The organism is Clostridioides sp. ES-S-0048-02 (genome assembly GCF_020658495.1).
Lineage (GTDB): Bacteria > Bacillota > Clostridia > Peptostreptococcales > Peptostreptococcaceae > Clostridioides.
The window spans coordinates 22,968-46,030 of sequence record NZ_JACVWH010000007.1 but is presented as its reverse complement, the minus strand read 5'-3'; the positions used below and the strand labels follow the sequence as shown (position 1 = coordinate 46,030).

General features: G+C 27.7%; 17 protein-coding genes. 12 read left to right on the top strand and 5 right to left on the bottom strand.

Features of this window, described 5'->3' with window-relative positions; genetic code table 11:
* Positions 1-26: 26 nt before the first annotated feature.
* Positions 27-1,088 carry a sporulation integral membrane protein YtvI gene (ytvI, locus tag IC173_RS10995; protein ID WP_227437315.1) on the bottom strand — a complete coding sequence of 354 codons (1,062 nt, stop codon included), beginning with the start codon at positions 1,086-1,088 and terminating at the stop codon, positions 27-29.
* Positions 1,089-1,317: 229 nt separating this feature from the next.
* Here ytvI and IC173_RS10990 point away from each other — a divergent pair, with 229 nt between their 5' ends.
* The 4 genes from IC173_RS10990 (at position 1,318) to IC173_RS10975 (ending at position 6,962) form a co-directional block, all read left to right on the top strand.
* Positions 1,318-2,121 (top strand): tyrosine-protein phosphatase, encoded by an 804-nt coding sequence (locus IC173_RS10990; protein WP_227482768.1) that lies wholly within the window; start codon positions 1,318-1,320, stop codon positions 2,119-2,121.
* Positions 2,122-2,132: 11 nt separating this feature from the next.
* The gene (locus IC173_RS10985; RefSeq protein WP_227855536.1) at positions 2,133-3,911 is read left to right on the top strand and encodes a BglG family transcription antiterminator; all 1,779 of its coding nucleotides are present in this window, start codon (positions 2,133-2,135) and stop codon (positions 3,909-3,911) included.
* Between the two features lie 174 nt (positions 3,912-4,085).
* On the top strand, positions 4,086-5,003 hold the full coding sequence (gene pfkB, locus IC173_RS10980; RefSeq protein WP_227855535.1) for a 1-phosphofructokinase: 918 nt from the start codon (positions 4,086-4,088) through the stop codon (positions 5,001-5,003).
* 39 nt (positions 5,004-5,042) lie between these two features.
* Entirely contained in the window at positions 5,043-6,962 is a 1,920-nt protein-coding gene (locus tag IC173_RS10975) for a PTS fructose transporter subunit IIABC (RefSeq protein WP_227830688.1), read from the top strand.
* 547 nt (positions 6,963-7,509) lie between these two features.
* Here the strand turns inward: IC173_RS10975 and IC173_RS10970 are convergent.
* A complete protein-coding gene (locus IC173_RS10970; RefSeq protein ID WP_227482764.1) occupies positions 7,510-7,809 on the bottom strand; it encodes a hypothetical protein in 300 nt (99 codons plus the stop codon).
* Between the two features lie 187 nt (positions 7,810-7,996).
* Complete coding sequence (locus IC173_RS10965; RefSeq protein ID WP_227855534.1) at positions 7,997-9,391, bottom strand: metallophosphoesterase; 1,395 nt, start codon at positions 9,389-9,391, stop codon at positions 7,997-7,999.
* Between the two features lie 343 nt (positions 9,392-9,734).
* Between IC173_RS10965 and IC173_RS10960 the strand changes: the two genes are divergently transcribed.
* The 6 genes from IC173_RS10960 (at position 9,735) to IC173_RS10935 (ending at position 18,692) form a co-directional block, all read left to right on the top strand.
* Positions 9,735-11,261, top strand: coding sequence for an FAD-dependent oxidoreductase (locus IC173_RS10960; RefSeq protein ID WP_227855533.1), 1,527 nt, complete (start codon positions 9,735-9,737; stop codon positions 11,259-11,261).
* Between the two features lie 32 nt (positions 11,262-11,293).
* A complete protein-coding gene (locus tag IC173_RS10955; protein WP_227437303.1) occupies positions 11,294-11,851 on the top strand; it encodes a hypothetical protein in 558 nt (185 codons plus the stop codon).
* 472 nt (positions 11,852-12,323) lie between these two features.
* Positions 12,324-13,559: a hypothetical protein gene (locus IC173_RS10950; protein ID WP_227855532.1), complete on the top strand. Its 1,236-nt coding sequence runs from the start codon at positions 12,324-12,326 to the stop codon at positions 13,557-13,559.
* 110 nt (positions 13,560-13,669) lie between these two features.
* The gene (locus IC173_RS10945; protein WP_227855531.1) at positions 13,670-14,812 is read left to right on the top strand and encodes a peptidylprolyl isomerase; all 1,143 of its coding nucleotides are present in this window, start codon (positions 13,670-13,672) and stop codon (positions 14,810-14,812) included.
* A 458-nt stretch (positions 14,813-15,270) separates the two neighbouring features.
* A complete protein-coding gene (locus IC173_RS10940) occupies positions 15,271-16,662 on the top strand; it encodes a peptide MFS transporter (RefSeq protein ID WP_227845675.1) in 1,392 nt (463 codons plus the stop codon).
* Between the two features lie 236 nt (positions 16,663-16,898).
* Positions 16,899-18,692: an aminopeptidase P family protein gene (locus tag IC173_RS10935; protein ID WP_227437295.1), complete on the top strand. Its 1,794-nt coding sequence runs from the start codon at positions 16,899-16,901 to the stop codon at positions 18,690-18,692.
* A gap of 85 nt (positions 18,693-18,777) precedes the next feature.
* Here IC173_RS10935 and IC173_RS10930 read toward each other — a convergent pair whose 3' ends face one another.
* Positions 18,778-20,160 carry a peptide MFS transporter gene (locus IC173_RS10930; RefSeq protein WP_227482758.1) on the bottom strand — a complete coding sequence of 461 codons (1,383 nt, stop codon included), beginning with the start codon at positions 20,158-20,160 and terminating at the stop codon, positions 18,778-18,780.
* A gap of 255 nt (positions 20,161-20,415) precedes the next feature.
* Here IC173_RS10930 and IC173_RS10925 point away from each other — a divergent pair, with 255 nt between their 5' ends.
* Positions 20,416-20,763 carry a cupin domain-containing protein gene (locus IC173_RS10925; protein WP_227855530.1) on the top strand — a complete coding sequence of 116 codons (348 nt, stop codon included), beginning with the start codon at positions 20,416-20,418 and terminating at the stop codon, positions 20,761-20,763.
* 17 nt (positions 20,764-20,780) lie between these two features.
* On the top strand, positions 20,781-21,815 hold the full coding sequence (locus IC173_RS10920) for a DUF6398 domain-containing protein (protein ID WP_227855529.1): 1,035 nt from the start codon (positions 20,781-20,783) through the stop codon (positions 21,813-21,815).
* 50 nt (positions 21,816-21,865) lie between these two features.
* Here the strand turns inward: IC173_RS10920 and IC173_RS10915 are convergent, their stop codons facing one another.
* On the bottom strand, positions 21,866-22,915 hold the full coding sequence (locus IC173_RS10915) for a PTS transporter subunit IIC (protein ID WP_227855528.1): 1,050 nt from the start codon (positions 22,913-22,915) through the stop codon (positions 21,866-21,868).
* Between the last annotated feature and the right edge of the window lie 148 nt (positions 22,916-23,063).

The following is a 23,063-nucleotide window of genomic DNA, read 5'->3' as shown; positions in this document are numbered from 1 at the left end:
AGTTTAAATAAAATATTGATTTTAAGTTATTTAAATGCAGTAATAATCCCATTATCATGTAGATTTTTAATGATTGTAGCTGCAATAGGAAAGCCAAATAATCCAGCTATTCCAAATAGTTGAGCACCAACAAACATACACATTAGTGTTATTAAAGGATACAGACCAATTTGTTGTCCTACTACTTTTGGTTCTAATATTTGTCTAACAACAGTTATGATGATGTATAGTATTAAAAGCCCTATTGCCAAATGTATATTTCCATTGATTAATGAAATAATCATCCAAGGAGTTAAGATACTTCCTGTGCCTAATACTGGTAAAATATCGACAAGCGCAACTATGACAGATATAGTAAATGCATTTTCAACTTGTAGGATATTAAGACCAATAAGAAGTTCTACAAATGTTACTGATAGTAGTATGGCATATGCTTTTAACAATTTTAAAATAGCATTGATACTACTATTTTTTATATTGATTATCATTGTCTGACTTTTTTCTGGAAACTGTCTTAAAATAAAGTTCACTATTTTTTGATAGTCAAATGTAAAGAAGAAAGAAGCAATTAAAGTTATAATAAGTTTCAACATAAATGCAGGTGTTTTACTTGCAATACTTGCAATAGCATTAAGTGCATTTGTTGAAATAGAGGCAACTAAAGACATCATAGATTGACTGATATTATCCCAACCAAGTATCAATGCTAGATTAACATTAGGTGTACTAGCATCTATCTTAGAAAATAAGGTGTTTAATGTTGGCTGTATACCTGATTTATATATATCAGGAAGTCTAAAAAATATGTCGCTTATACTTGCAAATATTTTTGCACCAAAACTAACTAATAAAAATATTCCTAATCCATAAAAGGCTAAAAGTACTACCGCAGAAATAAATGTACGGTTTAAGTTTGTATTATCTGTAATAAGTTTTATAATAGGTCTTAAAATAAAGGCAATGATAAAACTAATCACAAAAGGCATTAATAATGGAAATAAGAATTTTAAGACAACATATATAATACTTGCTATTAAAACTACATATGTAAATTTAATTATAAAGCTCTTTTGCTTTTGAATGTCCATAATATAAAACCTCCAATGTATTTGATATTATTCTAAATATGGTCTTATTTGTATAAAATATACTACTGTATATTGATTATAAACTATAAAGCTTCTATGTAGTAAATAAATTATGTAAAATTTAGGTTAATTTTGTATAAAGATATACTTTTGTATTTTAAAATTATTAAGCAAATACGAAAAAATATTTTAAATAAATAGCATAAAATTGTGATAAAATTAATTTATAATGTTTGAGCTAAATATAGTAGATAACTTATCATATGATAGAGAATTTTTAAGAGGTGGTAAGATGAAAAACTTTAGAGATTTAGGTGGAAATAAAACAGAGGATGGTAGAACTGTAAAGTATGGTTTATTTTATAGGTCTGCAAAGTTGTCAAATTTGAGTAGGAATGATATAAAGATTTTAAAAGACTTAAATATCAAATATGTATTTGATTATAGGAGTGATGAAGAGGCACGTAAACATCCATCAACAATAATATCAAATATAAAAAATATAAGAATTCCAGCAATGAGAGAATTAGAAGAATCAGGAGGTCGTTTTGGCTCTATCGAAGATATGATTGAGAGTTTATTTGAAAAAGATGGTGCGTTTAATATGCTAAATAATAGCTACTATAATCTACCTGTAAATAATCCTTCATATAAAAAGCTAGTAGAACTTATAAAAGATTACTCTAATTTGCCAGTACTAAATCATTGTACAGCTGGTAAGGATAGAACTGGTGTAGGAAGTGCTATAATTCTTATGATTTTGGGTGTATCAAGAGAAAATATAATGAAAGATTATCTAAAAAGCAATGAGTTTGCAGATAAGGAAATAGAAAGGTTTATAGAATGTAAGCCTAAATTTAAAGATATTCCAAAAGAAAGATTAAATTATATATTTGGTGTAAATGAAGAATATATGAATACAGCCTTTAGAAGAATTGATGAGGAATACAATAGTGTAGAAGAGTATCTATATGGAGAATTTAATTTAAATAAAGAAGAGATAAAAAAATTGAGAAATCAATATCTAGAGTAAAAGGTGATTTTATGAGTTTAAATATAACAGCTAGACAGATAAATATAATAAAGATACTGTTAAATTCAAAAGATACAATGAGTGGACTTGCCTTAAGCCAAGAAATAGGGTGTTCTTCAAAGACTATACAAAATGAAATAAAGAATATTAACAAACAGCTTAAAAATGGTAAAATTTTATCAATAAGAGGTGTTGGTTATAAGTTAGAGGGAAGCTTTGATGAAGTGAATTTAAATAGTAACCTTTATGATGATGTAGATAGGGTAGAATATATAATCAGAAAAATACTAACTTTAAGCAATGAAGAAAAAAATACTATAAGGCTTGAAGATTTAGCAGATTCTATGTATGTAAGTGTTTCAACAGTAAAAAATGACTTAAAAGAAGTCAAGAGGATATTTGATAAGTATTCAATTTCTGTTAAATCTAAGCATAAACAAGGTATATGTATCTCTGAAAATGAAGATAAGATATTAAATTGTATAATTGATTTAAGTAATAAGAGAGAGAACCAACTCAGTCTAAATGATTTTTTAAATGACGATATAAAAGAAAAAAAGTTAATAATAAAAAAAATACTATTAGACGCATTAAATGAAAATGGATTAGTACTAACTGATATAGAATTTAAGAATGTATTAAATAATATATTAGTTATTTTGAGCAGGCATAAGTATGATGAAAGAGAGTTTATAAAGGACTATGTAGAAACTTATAGCAACAAAAGAAGTTCAATATTGGAAAATGAACAGAACAAAGAGATTATAATAAATTCGATAAGAACGTTTTGTAAAAATTTAAAGCTAGCTACGTCAATAGATATAAGCCATGATGATATATTTGAAGAATATTTATATAAGCATATTAGTAGCTTGTGTAAGAAAATAAAGTTAGGCATGAATCAATCGCCTATAATAGCACAAGATATTAAAATAAAGTATCCTTTTGCCTTTGAGTTAGCTAATATAGCTAAAAAAACAATAGAACAAGATTTAAAAATAGAAATCAACGAAGATGAAGTTGCAAATATAGCTCTACATATAGGAGGTGCTATTGAGAGGGCATCCTATAATAATAAAGATAAGGTTTTCAAAGCGATAATAGTTTGTACATCAGGTATAGGTACCTCAATGTTAATAAAAGCTAAATTAGAGAATATATTTAGAGAAAAGCTAGAAATATTAAAGGTTATTCCTTCATATCTAGTTGAATATGTAAAGGTTATAGATGTTGATTTTGTAATATCTACTGTACCTATTGAAATAGGTGATATACCAGTAATAAACATCTCTCCAATGTTGAGTGAAAAGGAAATTAAATTAATTGAAAAATATATAGAAACAGGAAATGTATATTTGGATTTAGATATAAAAAACTTATTTGATAGTGCGTTGTTTTTTACTGACTTAGATTTTAAATATAAAGAAGAAGTTATTGATTTTATGGCAAGTGAACTTGTACAAAAAGGTTATATAGATGATGACATGAAAAACTCTTACTTTGAGAGAGAAAAAATAGCAACAACAGAAATAGGCAACATGGTATCTATACCACATGGAGCTATTGGAAAGGTTTATGATAATAAAATAGCAATTGGAATACTAAAAAAACCAATTGCTTGGGAAATATCAGATGTGCGCTTAATAATAATGTTGGCACTTGATAAAGATAAAATATTAGATTATGAAGTTATATTTTCAAACATATACAAAAGAGTAGACTCCATAGCGAAAGTTATAAGTATATGTGAAAATAGCAATTTTGAAAAATTTGTAAACATGTTTAAATAGATATATATAGAACATAGTGTTGTATATACACATGCAAATTTGGATAATATAAAACTAGATAAGATAAAAACGATAAATTTCTCTTTTAATTAAGAGAAATTTTTTGACTTTCAGGGATATTAATATGGAGTTAAGATATAAACATAAGATAAATAAATAAAAAGAGGTGGCAAAATGATTTATACAGTAACATTAAATCCATCAATAGATTATATAGTTAAATTAGATGAATTAAATACAGGAAGTACAAATCGTGTAAATGAAGAATACGTTTATCCAGGAGGAAAAGGTATAAATGTGTCTTGTATACTTAAAGAACTTGGACATGACAATACATCATTAGGTTTTATAAGTGGTTTTACTGGTGAATATATAGTAAAAACATTGGAGGAAAAAAAATTAAAAACAGACTTTATAAAATTGAAAAACGGTTTTTCAAGAATAAATGTAAAAATAAAAGTGTCAGAGGAAACCGAAATTAATGGACAAGGACCCAATATAAGTGATGAATACATCAACCTATTATATAAAAAACTTGATAAATTAAATCAAGATGATATTTTAATATTGGCAGGTAGTATACCATCTACTTTAGATGAAAAATTATATGAAAATATAATGTCTAGACTAGAAGAAAAGAATATAAAAATTGTTGTAGATGCAACAAAAAATCTTCTTCTTAATGTATTAAAATATAAGCCTTTCCTAATTAAACCTAATAATGATGAGCTAGAGGAAATATTTGGTGTTAAATTAAATTCAAATGAAGATATAGTAAAGTATGCTAAAAAGTTAAAAGAAATGGGAGCTGTAAATGTTTTAGTGTCAATGGGTAAAGATGGTGCATTACTGATTACAGAAGATAATGAAGTATTTATAAGTGATGTACCAAAAGGAACTGTAAAAAATTCTGCAGGAGCAGGAGATTCTATGGTAGCAGGGTTTATATCTGGATATCTAAGTACTGGTGAATATGATTATGCTCTTAAATTAGGTGCAGCTTCAGGAAGTGCAACTGCTTTTTCATATGATTTAGCTGAAAGAAAATATATTGATAAATTAGTAAACGAAATATCTGTTAAAAGATTTTAAAAATAACCTAAAAAATATATAGAGAGGAAATGAGAACTTATGAAAATTATAGATTTATTAGATGAAAAATCAATTAAATTAAATTTAAAGTCAAAAAATAAACCAGAAGTAATAGAAGAACTAGTTGATTTAGTTGAAAATAGTGGTAATTTAAATGATAAAGAAAATTATAAGAAAGCAATTTTAGCCCGTGAAGAGATGAGTACAACAGGAATTGGAGAAGGTGTAGCTATTCCTCATGCTAAGACTACAGCAGTTACTAAAGCTTGTATAGCAGCAGCTGTATCAAAGGAAGGTATAGATTATGAATCTTTTGATGGAAGTTTGTCAAATTTATTTTTTATGATAGCTGCACCAGATGGAGCTAATAATACACATCTTGAAGTATTATCTAGATTATCTACAATACTTATGGATGAAGATTTTAGAAATAAACTTATAAATTCAAATTCAGCAAGAGAATTCAAAGAAATAATAGATAAAAAAGAAAGAGAAAAATTCAGTGAAGAATATCAGGATGAAGAAATTAGTAAAGAGGATGTTTTAAATAATAAAGATAAAAATATTAGTAAGTATCCTCAAGTTTTAGCAGTAACAGCGTGTCCAACAGGAATAGCACATACATTTATGGCAGCTGAAAGTTTAAATAAAATGGCTGAAAGTAAAGGTATCTCTATAAAAGTAGAAACTAATGGTTCAGCAGGTGTTAAGAATAGACTTACAAAAGAAGAGATAGAAAATGCTACATGTATAATAGTAGCAGCAGATAAAAATGTTGAAATGGCCAGATTTAATGGCAAAAAAGTTATAAAAACTAAGGTTGCTGATGGTATACACAAAGCGGAAGAACTTATAGATAAAGCTGTAAATGGAGATGCTCCAATTTATCATGGAGAAGAAGGAAGTCACAACGAATCAAGTGAAGAAAACGAAAGTGGATTTAGAAAAGTCTACAAGCATTTAATGAATGGTGTGTCTAATATGTTGCCATTTGTTATTGGTGGAGGTATACTTATAGCTTTGGCATTCTTACTTGATGATTACTCTATTGACCCTTCACATTTCGGTTCAAATACACCAATAGCAGCATTTTTTAAGGGAATTGGAGATAAAGCATTTGGATTTATGTTACCTGTACTTGCAGGTTATATAGCATATTCTATATCTGATAGACCTGCATTTGTTGTAGGTTTTGTGGGAGGAGCTCTTGCAGGAGATGGTGGTTCAGGTTTTCTAGGAGCATTACTTGCAGGTTTTATAGCAGGATATTTGGTAGAAGGACTTAAGAAAATATTTAATGTATTACCAACTTCATTAGAAGGAATAAAACCAGTATTATTATATCCTTTATTTGGAACCCTTTTGATGGGCGTTATAATGACATTTCTAGTAATACCTCCAGTTACAGCAATTAATAATGCTATGGTTGGATTCCTAAATAGTTTAGGTGGAACTTCAAAAATAGTTTTAGGATTAGTGTTGGGTGGAATGATGGCTGTAGATATGGGTGGACCTGTGAATAAAGCAGCTTATGTATTTGGTGTAGCATCTCTTGAATCAGGGCAATTTGAAATAATGGCAGCAGTAATGGCTGGTGGTATGGTTCCTCCACTTGCTATAGCTCTTGCAACTACATTCTTCAAAAATAGATTTACAAAAGAAGAAAGAGAGTCTGGTAAAGTTAACTATGTAATGGGGTTATCATTTGTAACAGAGGGAGCAATACCTTTTGCAGCTGGAGACCCACTTCATGTTATACCAGCTTGTATTGGAGGTTCAGCAGTAGCAGGAGCACTTAGTATGCTATTTAATGCAGCTCTTCGTGCACCTCATGGAGGAGTATTTGTTATACCAGTAGTTACTCATCCACTTGGATATATAGTGGCTATAATTGTAGGTGCTGTAGTTGGAATGATGCTTTTAGCACTACTTAAAAAACCACTAAATCAAAGCGCATAATAACCAAAGAGTATTTAATAGCTAAAAATAGGTCGTTTTATAAAATTTAATAGATTACTGAATTATCCTAAGATAAGGGTTTATACAAAAAAGTGAGTTAAGTCTAATATACAGAGTTTACTCACTTTTTTTTAATAAATGTATTGTTTGGAAATTTATAGAAATGAAAACCTTTAAGCAAATTGCTAACATAAAGTTTCAGAAGCAGCAAGTTATAAGTATTTGGAAGCTTTTACTTGTGTAATAGTTGTATATTGGATTGTAAATCTTATGTTAGGACTTGTTCAAACTAATCTTGAAGATAGACTTAGTAGGGTGTATTAAAATTAATTTAAATGAACTATTTTATCTGGAAATGATAGATAGAGTAGTATTAAAAGGGATAATTTTAGATATATTTAAATGAAATTATTATAAAATAACTGACTGACATTTAACTGACAGTCAGTTTTTATTATTTAAAAAAATTTACTTAAACTATAGGGTATTTCATTGTCAAATTTTTAAATCAGATGAGAATATCTATTTTATAGTTATTTGTAATGCTTTATAGCTTTATAACTAAGTCATAGTATAGCTTTTTACTTGAAAAACTTTCAATTAGCCTTGACTTATATTTTGTGTCTTTTAGGATATAGTTGTTAAGCCAATATACAATAGCATCCCCTCTATAGTTTAATCCAATTCTTACACCTTTTTCGTACTCCCAAAAAGGGTGCTCATCTTCTGTATTGTCAATCCAATTGTAAAAACCATCTCTAATTTTATCTTTTTTTAAATTAATTTCACTGGGAACATATATATAATCAAAATGATAATTTCCACCAAAGCTTATTTTTAGAACCATAATTAAAAGCTCCTTTTTCTTAGTTATACATCATGTTTTATAAATTTTACATTAATAGTATAATACTTTCAACTATTATGTTTTACAATTCAATTGATGTTAAAAAAATAGTAATTATTATAAGAAAAAATTAAAAAATATGTTTATTATGAGATTATAATATTTAAGAAACTGTATAAATAAAACTCTACTCTATATGTTCTAAATTAATATTGTATTTTCTTTCACCTTTTATAACTTTGAATTTATCATTTTTATTAGGATAAATAGTCACAACATTGTTTTTGTACTCTGATTCATCACATTTTATATTAAATGGCATAAGCTCTGATTCTCCATATAGATAAGTAACAGGTTTATTATTCTTCATAACGACAATTTGTAGCATATCTCTATCTTTTGGAGAAGATATATTTCTCCATTTATATCCTACAGCTTTATATATATCGTTTGCTGATGTTCTAGACTTAAAGATAAATATTTTATCCCATTCAGGCGGCATTACTTTTGCCAGTCTTATTTCATTATTGTTTTCACTAGCTTTCATAAGTGAAGAAACAAATTGTCCAAATTTCTCATCTTCTTTATTTTTCTCAAATTTAACTAACTCACTGGATTTGTCAACTACACTCCATTTATCGTTATTTTTTTCTAATTTAAAGTTAATTTTAGAAATACATTCTCCATGCTTTCCTGGTTCAGTAACTATAACCTTTTCTCCCAATGTGTTTTTATAATCGTGTTGTTCAATTTGAACATGATTATGCCCTGCAACTATCGCATCAATACCATCAACTTGTTGAGCTAAATCTTGTATTCTATTGCCTGGATTTTTAGGATTTTTAGGTCTTTCACCTGTGTGCGCAACAGCTACTATTATATCTGGACTTTCTTTTTCCATGATTTTTACCCATTTTTTAGCATCTTCTACTAAATCATTCATATATAGTTCACCACTATAACCTTCTTGGTCTTTTAGTTCTAAAGATTTAGAATCTACAAGTTCTCCATTTTCATTTAGTTGTTTTCCTTCATCAACTTCTTTTATAGTAAGTCCTAGAATTCCTAGTTTTACATTTCCTTCTGGTGTATCAATATTTTTTATTATGTATGGTTTTGTATAGCTATCCCCATTTTTCTTATAAGTATTAGCTGATAATACATCTATTTTTTGTTTTTCAAAATCAGATATCATATTGTCTAAATGAAATTTATTAAGAGATATAAATTCATGATTACCAAGAACTACAGCATCATAACCGACTTCTTTCATGTCCTTTGAAATAGGAGTTTCAATATAGCTTTCAGTTTTGTTGTTGTTATCTTTAAGCATAGCATTAGAATAATCATCCATACTACTTCCTAAAGCTACTCCACGGTCAAAGAAGTCTCCAGCATCTACTAAAGTTATATTTTTATCTTTTTCTCTTTGTTCCCTTACATAAGAAGTTAACTCATAAGGGATGTTACCATGTAAATCGGTAGTGGCTAGTAAATTTATTTCTGTTGTATGTTTTGAAGTACACCCAGACATTAGCAATATAAATAAACAAGTAATGCCTATAATTATTTTGTTTTTCATAAAACCTCCATTTTACTTTTTCTGAATATTTGTTTTAGTGTCATTAACTACATAATCCCCCTGTAATATCAATAGTAATATATTACTATACAAAAATCAACTATATATTTCATAGACATATAAATTGATAGAGATAAAAATAAAGTTCATTAAATAAAAATCAATTAAAAGTAATCTCAAAAGAATTTTAAAGCATGCTATAAGATTGGTTAACTATAGTATCTTTGAGAAAATGATAAACAAATAATATATAGTCTTGCATTTATTTTTTTATATTATTTATAATAAATAAACCCTATGATGGAAAAACTATTCTTATTTAACATGTAAAGGAGTATTTAAAATGAATGAATCGTATTGGATTTTAAATTCAAGTCCCAAAGAATATGAAAAATTAGGCGAGAATATAAAAGTAGAATGTCTAGTCGTAGGAGGAGGAATAACTGGTTTAACAACTGCATATCTATTAGCAAAAGAAGGTAAAAAAGTAGCACTTGTTGAAGCTGATAAAGTAGGATATGGAACTTCAGGCAGAAATACTGGTAAAGTAACTTGTCAACATGATATAGTATATTATAAAATAGAGAAAAAATATGGATTAGATAAAGCTAAATCATATTATAATGCAAATAATGAAGCTTTAAAATTGATTGAGAAAATAATCAGTGAAAATAATATAAAATGTGATTTTCAAAGGATTCCATCTTTTGTCTTTACAGAAAAGGAAGAATCTATAAAGGATATTAAAGATGAATACCGTACATGTAAAAAAATAGGCATAGATTGCGAATATTATGAAACTATAAATGATATTCCATTAGATGTAAAAGGAGCTATTCATTTTTCTAATCAAGGTCAATTTAATCCAAAACAATATGTTGATGGTTTGGCAGAAGTAGCAGTAAATTTAGGGCTAAAAATATATGAAAACACGCCAATAGTAGACCTAGAAAAAGGAGCTATATGTAGAGTTAAGACTGGAGATAATAATATAATAGAAGCTGAAAATGTTATAATCTCATCTCACAGTCCATGGTATGATGGGTTGAATTTTTATTTTGCAAAGGAATATGCTGAACGTGCCTATTTAATGGTTGCAGTCCTACAAAATGAATTGCCAGAGGGTATATTTATAAGTATAGATGACCCATCAATAACTTTTAGACAATGTAATGATGAAAATAATAACCTATTAATCTTTGGAGGAGGAGACCACAAAGTTGGTCAAGGTGGAACTGAAGAAGAAATATTTGATGATTTAGAGCATTATGGTAAAGAAGTATTTAAGATAAAAGACTTTAAATGTAAATGGTCTGCTCAAGACAATATGAGTTTTGACAATGTTCCTTATATAGGTTATATCAATAAAAGGGAGAATAATATTTATGTAGCTACAGGATTTTCTAAATGGGGAATGACTAATGGAACTGCTGCAGGAATAATAATAAAAGATTTAATAATAAATAAAACTTCTGACTATAAGGACACTTTCAATCCATCGAGATTAGGTAGTTATTTTTCAATGGATTTTATAAAGGAAAATGCAAATGTAGCTATGAATTATGTAACTGGAAAATTAAAAATAGGTAGTGGAGATATGCCTAAAAGTAGTGGTGAAGGAAAGATTGTTAATATTGATGGAAAAAGATATGGTGTTTATAAAGATGATAGAGGAGATTTTTATATTGTAGATACTACATGTACTCATTTAGGATGTGAACTTAATTTTAATAGTGAAGAAAAAACATGGGATTGTCCATGCCATGGTTCAAGATTTGACTATAAAGGAAACATACTTGAAGGCCCAGCACTTAAGCCATTAAAACTTTATGGTTATGGTGATAATGATGTTAATCCTAAGTTATTATAGAATATAGAATGTTTTGGAAAGGTAAATTATTTATGAATAAACTTTTAAAGCCAATAACCATTTTACTTTATATAGTATATGTTTTATGTGCCATATTTTTTGCTACAAATAGAGCTTTTGGAAATGTAGGTTTAGTAGCAATCAGTTTAATTGGTACTTTTATATTAAGTATTTTAAATAGGCAAAATAAAAGACTTTTGAGCAATGAATTATATATTGTGCTTGTATTATTTATAATGTTTGCATCATTATTAGGTACTTGTTTTAATTTTTATGACATAAATTATTATGATGATTTTTTACATTTATGGTCGGGTATAATATCATGTATTGTAGCATTTTCTACAATTAAATATTTTTATATACAAAAAGATATAAGTAAGATGAGTAAAATATTTTTAGTTATATTTGTATTTATGTTTAGTATGGGAGTGGCTAGTTTGTGGGAAATAGGTGAATTTCTAACGGATACTTTTATTGGGACTACTACACAAGCTGGAGGACTAGAAGATACTATGATTGATATGGTAGATGCTTTAGTAGGTACAATTATAACCATTCCTTTTATAATAAAAAAATCAAATGCATAGTTTAAAGTTGATTGCAATGGATTTAATTAGTCATATGAAGTTTTAAGAACTTATGTGATAAATTAAATCCATTCTTTATTGTATGTAAAGCTTACGTTTCACATTTTTTATAAATTTTACTCCATAAATAGAAAGTATTGTATCTTATTTTACTAACCATAGTTTACAACATCTAGTATTATCACACTTGTGTTAGTGTATTGTTGTTATTTGGTAAAATATATTATAAATTGTATCTTAAATAGTATTAAAAAGTAAAAAATTTAAAAAAGATAATATTTTATAAAAACATGATATAATTACTATGAAATAAAGGCTATGTTTTTGGCTGATAAGAAAGTTTTAAAAAAGTTTTATGGTTACAGATGTTGATGAATTTTTGACAAGTAATTAAAAATTAAGGAATTGCTAAAAATAGTAATATTTTATGTGATAATATAAAGAGTAGATAAAGTATTAGGAGGAACATTGAGTGTTAAAAAAGTGGTTTGGTATTATGAAAAAGAGACAAAAAGTTGAGGTAGCAAAAGAAGAAGGTGAAATAATATTAAAAAATGAAAAAATTTTGTATGAAGAAAATTTAATTGATAAAGAAAAAAAGGTATTATGCTGTAAAGAGGAAGTTGTAAGTGAAGAAAATGAGTCTTTAAACCAAGAAGAATATTTGTCTAATAAAGAAGATAAAGTGCTACGCAAAGAAGAAGTGGTATGTGATAAAAAAAATAAAGTCTTATCTGAAGAAGAATTAATAATCAACAATGATAAAGAAGAATTAATAGTTAATAATGATGATACAACTTTAAATAAAGTAGAATTAATAATTGATGATATAGAAATAATAGAAAAAAGTATAAATAGCGAAGAAACACTAATTAATAAAAATACTATAGAATTAGATAAAAAAGAAGTATTTATTGCTGATGAATCTATCAACTTAAATAAAGAAGAAATACCGCTTGAAAGTAAAAAAACAGATTCTAAAAAATTTGAAGAAATTGACCGAAGTGAAAATAATATTTTAGTAACAAACACTACTGAAGTTGAAGAAAAACAAGTAATTGGTATAAATGAATATTTAACAGAAGAAGATTTAAATTACATAAAAGAAATAAAAATAAAACGAGGAAGAAGTATAAAAGCAATAAACTTATATACCAAAGAAGAGAAGAGTTTTGATACTCATATTCAATGTAGCAAAAATCTTAAGGTACCACTTGGCTACATAAGAGAAAATTTAAAATATGGATATATGGATTACTTTGGAGAAGCTATAAATTATTTAAGTAAAGTGTTAAATGTAGAAGAATACTGTAAAAATGAGTGGAGCTATCTAGAAAATAGTAAATCTCCATCTGAGATATTTAATATTCTTAATGACAAAATATTTAGTACAAGACTTTCTGATAAAAAGAGAAATGAAATTTTAACTAATGATAAGATTGAAACAATAAAAATGAATTATAAGTTTGAGTGTATTGATGAAGAATATGATGAATATTTTAAAAAATATAAGTCTATAATCAAAAGAGGTGGAAAGAAAAAGATTGAATTAGTAAATAAAAAAGGCGAAGTATTAGAGATATTTAAGTCTTTAGAAGAATGTTCTATTTATTTGCAAAAAGAAAAAAATGAAGTTATACAAATGTTAAAGTATGGAGATACAAAAATAGGAAGAAATTTCATAAGATATAGTTTAAGAAATATTTAATTTCATTTTAAATTCATGAGAGTTTCATTTATGATTCACACATTTAATATTATTTTAATGTAAAATAATAAAAGTGAAGTATTGTACAATTAAATTTAAGGAGGATATTAATGTCTGAAGAAAAAAATTCAAAAGATAATACATTGAATGAAATTAAAAATTCAGAAAATGTAAGTTCTAAACAAGATGATGTGTCAGGTGAAAAAAATACTGATAACAAAATCAAAAAAAGAGAAATAAAATTAAGTAGTAAAAAGCTTAAAGCAATTGTAGCAATTGTTGCAGTAGGGGCAATTTGCTTGGGTGGAGGCTATGTCTCTGGAAAAGAAGCTGGAAGAAAATTACCAGCCACTTCAAAGCGTTATAATAGTAATGAAGTAGTAGCTACTATTGGGGATAAAAAAATTACAGCGGAAATGTTAAGAAAAAGAATGGAGCCATTATTTTATTTAAATGCAAAAAATACTATGAGTGATGATGAAATACGTTCATATGAATCAAATATGATTGAGACTATGATTACATCAGATATATTATCTTCAGAAGCAGCAAAAGAAAAGATAAGCATAACTAATGACGAATTAAATTCTCAATATGATAATCTAATGTCTAGCATAGAATCTGCAATGGGAATGACAAAAGAAGAGTTTCTAAAGCAATTTGACCTGACTGAGAAATATATAAAAGACGATATGAAAAAAGAACTAATAGCATCAAAATACTTAAATGAAGCATCAAAAGTAACAGATAAAGATGCACAAAGTTATTATGACAAAAACAAGAGCAATTATTTACAAGTTAGAGCTTCACATATTTTAATAAAAACTGTTGATGATAAAGGTAAACAAGTCAGTGATAGTAAAAAAGCTGAACTTAAAAAACAAGCAGAAGAAATACTTAAAAAAGCTGAAGCTGGAGAAGATTTTGCTACTCTAGCTAAAAAGTATTCTGAAGATAGTAGTGCAGAATCAGGTGGAGATTTAGGATTTTTTGGAAAAGGTCAAATGGTAGAATCTTTTGAAAAAGCTGCATTTGCTTTGAAAAAAGGAGAAATATCTAGTAAGCTTGTAGAAAGTGATTATGGATACCATATAATTAAGAAAACAGATGAAAAATATCAACCATTTGAAGAAGTAAAATCAGATTTAGTAAGTACTTTAACATCAGAAAAGCAAAACTTACTTATAAATGATTTAAAGGAAAAATACAATGTAAAAATTACAGATAAATATCAAATGAAAGCAAAGCAATAGATTAAATCAATTTATTAAAAGAAGAAAATATTAATCTATATATCTAAAAGCTGTTTTTGTTCTTAAATAGAGAACTTAAACAGCTTTTATTATTTTATCATAAAATTAATTCGCCTAAAAATGAAATTATAAAAAAATAACATGCATAAATTAACAATGAAAACGTATTTTGAATTTAAATTATTTTATTGAAAATCTATATAAAATATAAAAAAAATAAATAAAAAAATTTAAAAGCTAAAAAAATACTATTCAAATATATATACTAAAGTTATTCTTTAAAAATACTTAAAAAAGAATATTTTCATAATTTTAAAAATAATAATAAAAAAATGAAAATATTAACAATAATCTATTGAGTAATATAAAAAAAAATGCTATTATAAGTATGTGTTAAAATGATTAAGCTAATCTTAGTACTGAATTTAACTATAAAAATAATAAGGGGGCGTTTTTTTATGTCAAATACTGAAAGCGTATCTAAAAAAGCTAGTCATCCGAAGAGTTTTTGGCTTGTTTGTATGACAATTTTATGGGAAAGATTTAGTTATTATGGATTAACAGCTTTGTTGGTATTATTTTTTACAGCGAGTGTAACTCAAGGTGGACTAGGACTTTCTACTCAAGAAGCAACTTCAATGTTTGGTTTGTTTACAGGTCTTATATATCTTACACCATTAATTGGTGGCTGGTTGGCAGATAAAGTTTTAGGTCAACAAAAATGTATATCTATAGGTGCACTTTTAATAGCAATAGGTGACTTTGTTTTGTTTGCATCATCTACATCTATTAATATGGTTTGGGTAGGTCTATCAATAATCATTTTAGGAAATGGTTTTTTTAAATCAAGTTGTTCTAATATAGTTGGTGATATATATCCTAAAACCGAGGTATCAAGAAAAGACGCAGCATATAGTTTATTCTATATGGCAGTAAATGTAGGTGCATTCATAGCTCCAATCATATGTGGACTGCTTTCTGATAATGTATTTGCAGTAAGAGGAGTAAACGGAGATATAGTGTCTTATGGATATAAGATGGCATTCTTAGTTTGTGGTATAGGTATGATGCTTGGTATGATTATATTTACACTTCTTGCGCCAAAACTATTAAAAGAAGTTGGAAAACATCCAGTTACTAAGGGAAATAAAGGTGAAAAAATTGAGTATGGACCACTTACTAAATTAGAGAAAAATAGAATCATAGCAATGGTTGTATTATTCTTATTTGTAGTTTTATTTTGGACAGCATACTATCAAACACAAAGTTCATTTATGATTTATGTAAGAGACAATGTAAATAGAACTCTATTTGGATTTGAAATGCCAGTGGCATGGCTTACATCATTAAATGCTATATTATGTGTAGCGTTATGCCCTGTATTAGCTGCTTTGTGGGTTAAATTATCTAATACTAAAAGAGGCGACTTTTCTATTCCAGTTAAAATGGGGTTAGGAATGATAATAATGGGTCTTGGTTTTATAGTTATGGTATTGGCCACATTAGCCAATGGTTCAGATGGGACAATAAAGGCTAGCATACTTTTTATAGTAGTAACCTATATATTTACAACTGTAGGGGAGTTATTTTTGTCTCCTATAGGTCTTGCAATGTTTAATAAATTAGCTCCAGCTAAATATGCTACATTATCTATGGGTGCATGGTATCTGACAAGTTTTTTTGCTAGTTTGTTATCAGGAAAAATTGCTGGATTTACAGCTACATTAGGTTTTTTGCAAATCTTTGGAGGAATAGCAGGAGTCTTAATAATCTTTGGTTTAATATTACTTGGATTAAGAAATATATTGACAAAATTAATGGCAATGGATTTGTTAACAGAAACAAAATAATCCACACTTAATTAGTGAAAATAAAGGAAATTACATTTGAATATAAAATCAAACGTAATTTCCTCTTTAATTATGAAAAAAAGCTTTACATAGATAGATATTGTAATTAAAATTATAATTGTGATAATTAGAGTGTATAAGATTTATATAAATTATATAAAAGGAAAATTTATGTAATAAACTTTACATACTTATATATTTAGTTATTCAAACTATTATTTTGAGGAGGTCTTGTTGTGAATATAAAAGACAGAGTAAATGAATTAAGAAGACTTATGGAAGAAAAAAATATTGATGCTTATATGATTCCGTCTTCTGACAATCATCAAAGTGAATATGTAGGAGATTACTTCAAATCAAGAGAATTTATATCAGGATTCAATGGTTCAGCTGGAACAGTTATTGTGACTAAAGATGAAGCTGGATTATGGACAGATGGAAGATACTTTATACAAGCAGAATCTCAATTGGAAGGAAGTACAATAAAATTATTTAAAATGGGACAAGAAGGTTGCCCAACTACTGATGAATATTTATATACAAATATTCCAGAAGGTGGAACTTTAGGTTTTGATGGTAAAGTTATATGTGCTAAAGAAGGAGCTACATTAGCTGAAAAATTATCTAAAAAAGGTATAAAAGTAGAATACCAATATGATTTAATAGATAGCATATGGTCAGATAGACCAGCTTTATCAGATAGTAAAGCATTTTTATTAGATGTTAAATACTGTGGAGAAAGTTTTAGTTCAAAGTTAGCTAGATTGAGAGAAAAAATGAGTGAAAAAGGTACTTCTACTCATGTAATAACAACTCTTGACGACATAGCATGGTTATTTAATATAAGAGGTGGAGATGTTAAATACAATCCAGTTGTACTTTCTTATGCAGTGATAACTTTAAAAGAAGTTTATTTATTTGTTGATGAAAGTAAATTAAATGAAGAGATATTAAATGAATTGGCTAAAGAAAATGTAAAAATAAAACCATATAATGATGTATATGATTTTGTAAAACATATAGATAAAGATGAAAAAGTTTTAGTTGATGGAACTAAGATTAACTATGCAATTTACAATAATATACCTTGTGGAGTTGAAAAAGTTGATGAGTTTAATCCAGTAATGTTCTTTAAGGCCCAAAAAAATGAGGTAGAATTAGAGAACATAAGAAATTCACATGTTAAAGATGGTGTAGCTTTCACTAAATTTATGTACTGGTTAAAGAATAATGTAGGTAAGATAGAAATAACTGAAATAAGTGCTACTGAAAAATTAGAGGGACTAAGAAGAGAACAAGAAGGATTCTTTGAACCAAGTTTCAATACAATTGCTGCATATAAAGAGCATGCTGCTATGATGCACTATAGTGCAACTCCAGAATCAAACTATAAGTTGGAAGCTGAAGGTTTATTCTTAGTAGATTCAGGTGGACAATATTATGATGGAACTACTGATATAACTAGAACTACAGTATTAGGACCTATAAGTGATGAATTAAAATTACATTTCACTTCTGTAGCAAGAGGTATGATAAATCTTTCTAAGGTTAAATTCTTACATGGTTGTAGAGGATACAACCTAGATATATTATCTAGAAGTTGTATGTGGAATATGGGAATAGATTATCAATGTGGAACTGGACATGGTATAGGATTTGTATTAAATGTTCATGAAGCTCCAAATGGATTTAGATGGAGAGTAGTTCCTGAAAGATTTGATAGTGCAGTTCTTGAAGAAGGAATGGTAACTACTAATGAACCAGGTATATATATAGAAGGTTCTCATGGTATAAGAACAGAAAATGAAATAGTAGTTAGAAAAGCTGAAAAGAATTTTTATGGTCAATTTATGGAATTTGAAGTTGTTACATTAGCTCCTATTGATTTAGATGGTATAGTTCCAGAATTAATGAATCAAGATGAAAAAGATTATTTAAACTGGTATCATAAATTAGTTTATGATAAGATATCTCCTTTCCTAACTGGTGAAGAAAGAGAATGGTTAAAAGTTTATACTAGAGCTATATAGTTTTGTAATTGAATACTATAAATAAATCGAGGCATTTTAATGCCTCGATTTTTGATATATTATCTATTAAACTTAAACATAGTTTTTACTTTGATAATTCTACAAGTTTTTTATTCATTATAAGTAATATAATTCCAAATATCAATAAAAATGAAGGGATTACTATAAATACTTGTAACATACCAAGGTGGTCTATAATAGCCTGTGTATAACCAGATAATTTATTTGCTGCAAATTTACCTAAGAACCAAACACCCATTAAGAATGAAATATATTTTTCTGGTGAAAGTTTATTTACCATACCATATCCAACTGGAGAAAAACAAATCTCTCCTATACTTTGGAATGTTAAAAATCCAATTACCCAAAATACACTTGCTTTCTGAATTGAATTAGGGTTAGTTCCTGTTTGTATAACTGCGACTATCATGAATAAAAATGCTATAGCTAATAGTATAAACCCTAGACTCATTTTTGAAGGTACACTTAAATCACCTTTTTTAGTCTGAGATAATTTTACCCAGACTAGAGCAGATATAGGGCCAAGGATGACACATAGAAGACCATTATATGAATCTATCCATGAGGTTGGTATTTGAAAATTACCAACAGTCAGATTTATGTGTTCTTTTGTATACAAAGCTATAGACATAGAAGCTTGATTATATGCTATCCAAAAAAATACTGTAAAAAAAGCTAATATTAATATTACTATTATTCTTTTTTTCTCAACTGAAGTTAATGGTTTTGAAGCAAGTAATTTTTTATATTCTAATGATTTCTTTATAGTTTCTTTTTGACTACTAAATTCATTACTTGAAGATTTATAAAATCTTTTGTGACCAAATATAAAGAATAATAAGCCTATTAAAACAGTAATTGAAGCAAATAAAAATACATATCTGTAACCATACATATTTATAGAAGTACCATTTTTCATAGCGAACCATTCATTAGCGACCAAACCACAGATTAAAGGACCGAATAATGTTCCCAGATTAGTAGCCATATATGTAATAGAAAAAGCGCCATCCTTTCTTGGGTCATCATTAGTATATAAGTTTCCAACTAAGGTATGTAAGTTTCCCTTATAAAAACCTATTCCTAATCCAGACAAGAATATCATGATGTTTACATCCATTTTGCTATTTGCCAGATATCCTAAAAAGTAGCCAATTGAAACCATTATCATTCCAAGCATAATACAATTTTTCGGACCTAAAAATCTATCACTAACCCATCCACCAATAACTGGAGAAAAATAAGTCCATGCTAAAAAAGATGCAAGCATTGATGCAGATTCTGCTGGTGTTAATCCCAAACCACCTTTAGATACTTGCTCAGCTAGAAATAACAATAGCACTAATTTCATACCATAGTATGCAAGTCCTACAAATGTAAATATTGAACAACAAAAATATAAATCCTTAGGCTGTTTAAGCTTTTCTTGAGTTTTTAAAATTGACATATGTCGAGAACCTCCAGACCGATAATTTAACAAAAATTTTCCACACTATATGAGTATATGTTTTTTTTATAAAGACGTCAACTTATGACATAAGAAAACAAAGTGTTAATAATCTATAAAAATAGTATTATTTTATAGATTCAGTAATATTTTTTTACAAGAATATATGTTATTATTATATTAAAATACAACATATTATGGAAAGGATATGCCAATTTAGTAGTTAGATTGATTGTTTGGCAGGTGGGATGAGCTATGATAAGAAAGAAATCTGAATTACAAGTAGAAGTAAAAGAAAATTTAACTGGTGGGGTTGGAAAAATTAAACTTGAAAATATATTACAAATTGATGAGCTTAAAGGAAAAGGGAGATTATTTAAAAGAATAACTTTACCAGTAGGAAGTTCAATTGGTGTGCATGACCATACAACTGATTTTGAGGTATATTATATATTAAAGGGAAAAGGTAAAGTTTTTGATAATGGGGAATTTGTAGAAGTAAATGAGGGTGATGTAATATACACTGCTGATGGTGAAGAACATTCTATAGAGAATATAGGAGAAGAAGAACTTGAATTTGTAGCAGTAGTCTTATATGTGTAAAATATGGAGGAGGAGTCATGACAAGCAAGATAGAAGAAATTAAAGACAAGATAAATAGATTTTGCAACTCCAATCTAAATCAAGAATATAAAGATATAAGTTTTAAAATCTTGCAAGACATTTTAGATAATAATAAAGAGATAATTCATTCTTCTAGAGCTGATATATGGTCTTCAGCTATACTAAACATAGTTTTGGAGCAAAATCTCTTATATAATAAGAAGCATCCATTACATATAACCAAAAAGGAATTTTCAAAAAAAATAGGTGTTTCTTTAAACACTATAAACAATAAATCATCATTGATAAAAGACGTTTGTAATATTGATTTCTTAAATCAAGATACTATTGCTATCTCTAATATTGAGTTTTGGGTAAGAGAGAGTAACTCTAAATCCAAAGCCATAGATTTAGAGTTAGAAAAGAAAAAAATACTTTATAAAAGATATATTAAACTATCACAAGAAGCTAAAAATCATATTGAGTCAATTAGGTATATGGAAGAATCTGTAAACATTGGAAAAAGCATGATTACTAAGGAAGATAGACAACTTGGATTTTGGAAAGGTGTATCTACTAGAGCTTATATGGTAGCACTTGAGTCTCTTGCTAGGAAGTTAGAGAGTATTGATAATTTAAAGGAAGCTAGAAAGGTATTAGAGTATTTAATAGAAATCAATCCTGATGATGAGCAAGGAATAAGGTATAAATTACTCAATGTATTAATTAGGTTAAATGATAGAATAGCAATAAATAATTTATTTGAAATGTATAAAGAAGAAAAGTCTGCTACATGGATGTATAGCAAAGCTCTTTATTATTTTAAAAATAAAAATATGTTTTTAGCAAGTGATGCTATTAAAAGTGCTAAAAATAAAAATAAATATATTGGATTATATTTAATAGATTGGCGAAATGCCTTTGGTAGAGAGTTTGTTACAGCGGAAGAAAAGGGAGAAGCTGTCTATTACTATGATGAAAATATAGTACTTTGGAATGAAGTTAAAGGTTCTATGGATTGGTTACTGAAAAAAATGTTGGAATTTTCATAAAAAAAACTACTCCTTATTACTTATAAAAAAGTAAGGAGTAGTTTTTTTATTTATACATCTAATTTTAAATCTCCTGGTTTTATCATACCTTTTTTTCTCATAAATTCTGATATTATTAGAGTTACAATAGCAGGAAGTACAAAGTTAAGTAAAAGTATACCAATCCACATAGTTATTCCACCTTTTCCAGCACTTTGCATGGCAGTTACTGTTCCAAATTGTCCAACTAATCCACAAGTTCCCATACCAGAGCCAATAGGTATATTTTCCATTTTAAATATTGTTGTAGATAATGGGCCAAGTATTATTGAAGCTATTGTAGGTGGTATCCAAATTTTCCAGTTTTTTATTATATTGGGAACTTGGAGCATGGATGTACCAAGTCCTTGAGCTACAAGACCTCCTACTCCATTTTCTCTAAAACTCATAACAGCAAAACCTATCATTTGGCAACAACAACCAACAGTTGCTGCTCCACCAGCAAGCCCTCCCAAACTTAACATCATACAAATAGCTGCACTACTTATAGGTAATGTAAGAGCTATTCCAACCAGTGCAGAGACTAGAGCTCCCATTATGATGGGTTGCATAGTTGTAGCTTGCATTATTATGTTTCCAAATGAAGTCATAAATGCAGAAACAGCTGGTCCAATAAGTTCTGCCACAAGTACTCCAATTAGTATTGTTACAGCAGGTGTAACTAATATATCTACTTTTGTTTCTTTTGAAACTAATTTTCCAATCTCTACAGCAAAAAGTGTAGCGACAAATGCCCCAACAGGACCCCCTAATTCGTTACCACAAGCTCCAACAAGTGCACAAGAAAATAGCACAAGTGGAGGCGCTTGAAGTCCATACGCAATAGCCACTGCTATAGCTGGACCTGTAACTTGTTTAGCAAGAGGGCTTATAACTTCAGTAAAAAGAGAAATATTGAAGTTGTCTCCTAATGTGTTAAAAATTGTTCCAATTAAAAGGGAAGAAAAAAGACCGAGTGCCATGTAACTTAACGCATCAATAAGATACCTTTGAACAGAAATTTCAATGTTTTTTCTTTTAGCAAATGATTTGAAATCTTTTTTTTTGTAATTGATTTCCAATTTAAAGCCCTCCTCATATAATACAAGTATAAATTTCTTTTGAATTAATTATATAACTTTTTAGCTGACAAGACAAATGTTATTTCACTAAAATTAGACTATTGTAATAGTAAGAAATTAACACTAATTTTAGTTTTAAATTTTAAAT

Coding starts and splice junctions, on each gene's coding strand:
- pfkB (WP_227855535.1), top strand. CDS start 4,086: ATGATTTATACAGTAACATTAAATCCATCAATAGATTATATAGTTAAA.
- IC173_RS10925 (WP_227855530.1), top strand. CDS start 20,416: ATGATAAGAAAGAAATCTGAATTACAAGTAGAAGTAAAAGAAAATTTA.
- IC173_RS10975 (WP_227830688.1), top strand. CDS start 5,043: ATGAAAATTATAGATTTATTAGATGAAAAATCAATTAAATTAAATTTA.
- IC173_RS10990 (WP_227482768.1), top strand. CDS start 1,318: ATGTTTGAGCTAAATATAGTAGATAACTTATCATATGATAGAGAATTT.
- IC173_RS10930 (WP_227482758.1), bottom strand. CDS start 20,160: ATGTCAATTTTAAAAACTCAAGAAAAGCTTAAACAGCCTAAGGATTTA.
- IC173_RS10945 (WP_227855531.1), top strand. CDS start 13,670: ATGTCTGAAGAAAAAAATTCAAAAGATAATACATTGAATGAAATTAAA.
- IC173_RS10965 (WP_227855534.1), bottom strand. CDS start 9,391: ATGAAAAACAAAATAATTATAGGCATTACTTGTTTATTTATATTGCTA.
- ytvI (WP_227437315.1), bottom strand. CDS start 1,088: ATGGACATTCAAAAGCAAAAGAGCTTTATAATTAAATTTACATATGTA.
- IC173_RS10940 (WP_227845675.1), top strand. CDS start 15,271: ATGTCAAATACTGAAAGCGTATCTAAAAAAGCTAGTCATCCGAAGAGT.
- IC173_RS10970 (WP_227482764.1), bottom strand. CDS start 7,809: ATGGTTCTAAAAATAAGCTTTGGTGGAAATTATCATTTTGATTATATA.
- IC173_RS10985 (WP_227855536.1), top strand. CDS start 2,133: ATGAGTTTAAATATAACAGCTAGACAGATAAATATAATAAAGATACTG.
- IC173_RS10960 (WP_227855533.1), top strand. CDS start 9,735: ATGAATGAATCGTATTGGATTTTAAATTCAAGTCCCAAAGAATATGAA.
- IC173_RS10955 (WP_227437303.1), top strand. CDS start 11,294: ATGAATAAACTTTTAAAGCCAATAACCATTTTACTTTATATAGTATAT.
- IC173_RS10920 (WP_227855529.1), top strand. CDS start 20,781: ATGACAAGCAAGATAGAAGAAATTAAAGACAAGATAAATAGATTTTGC.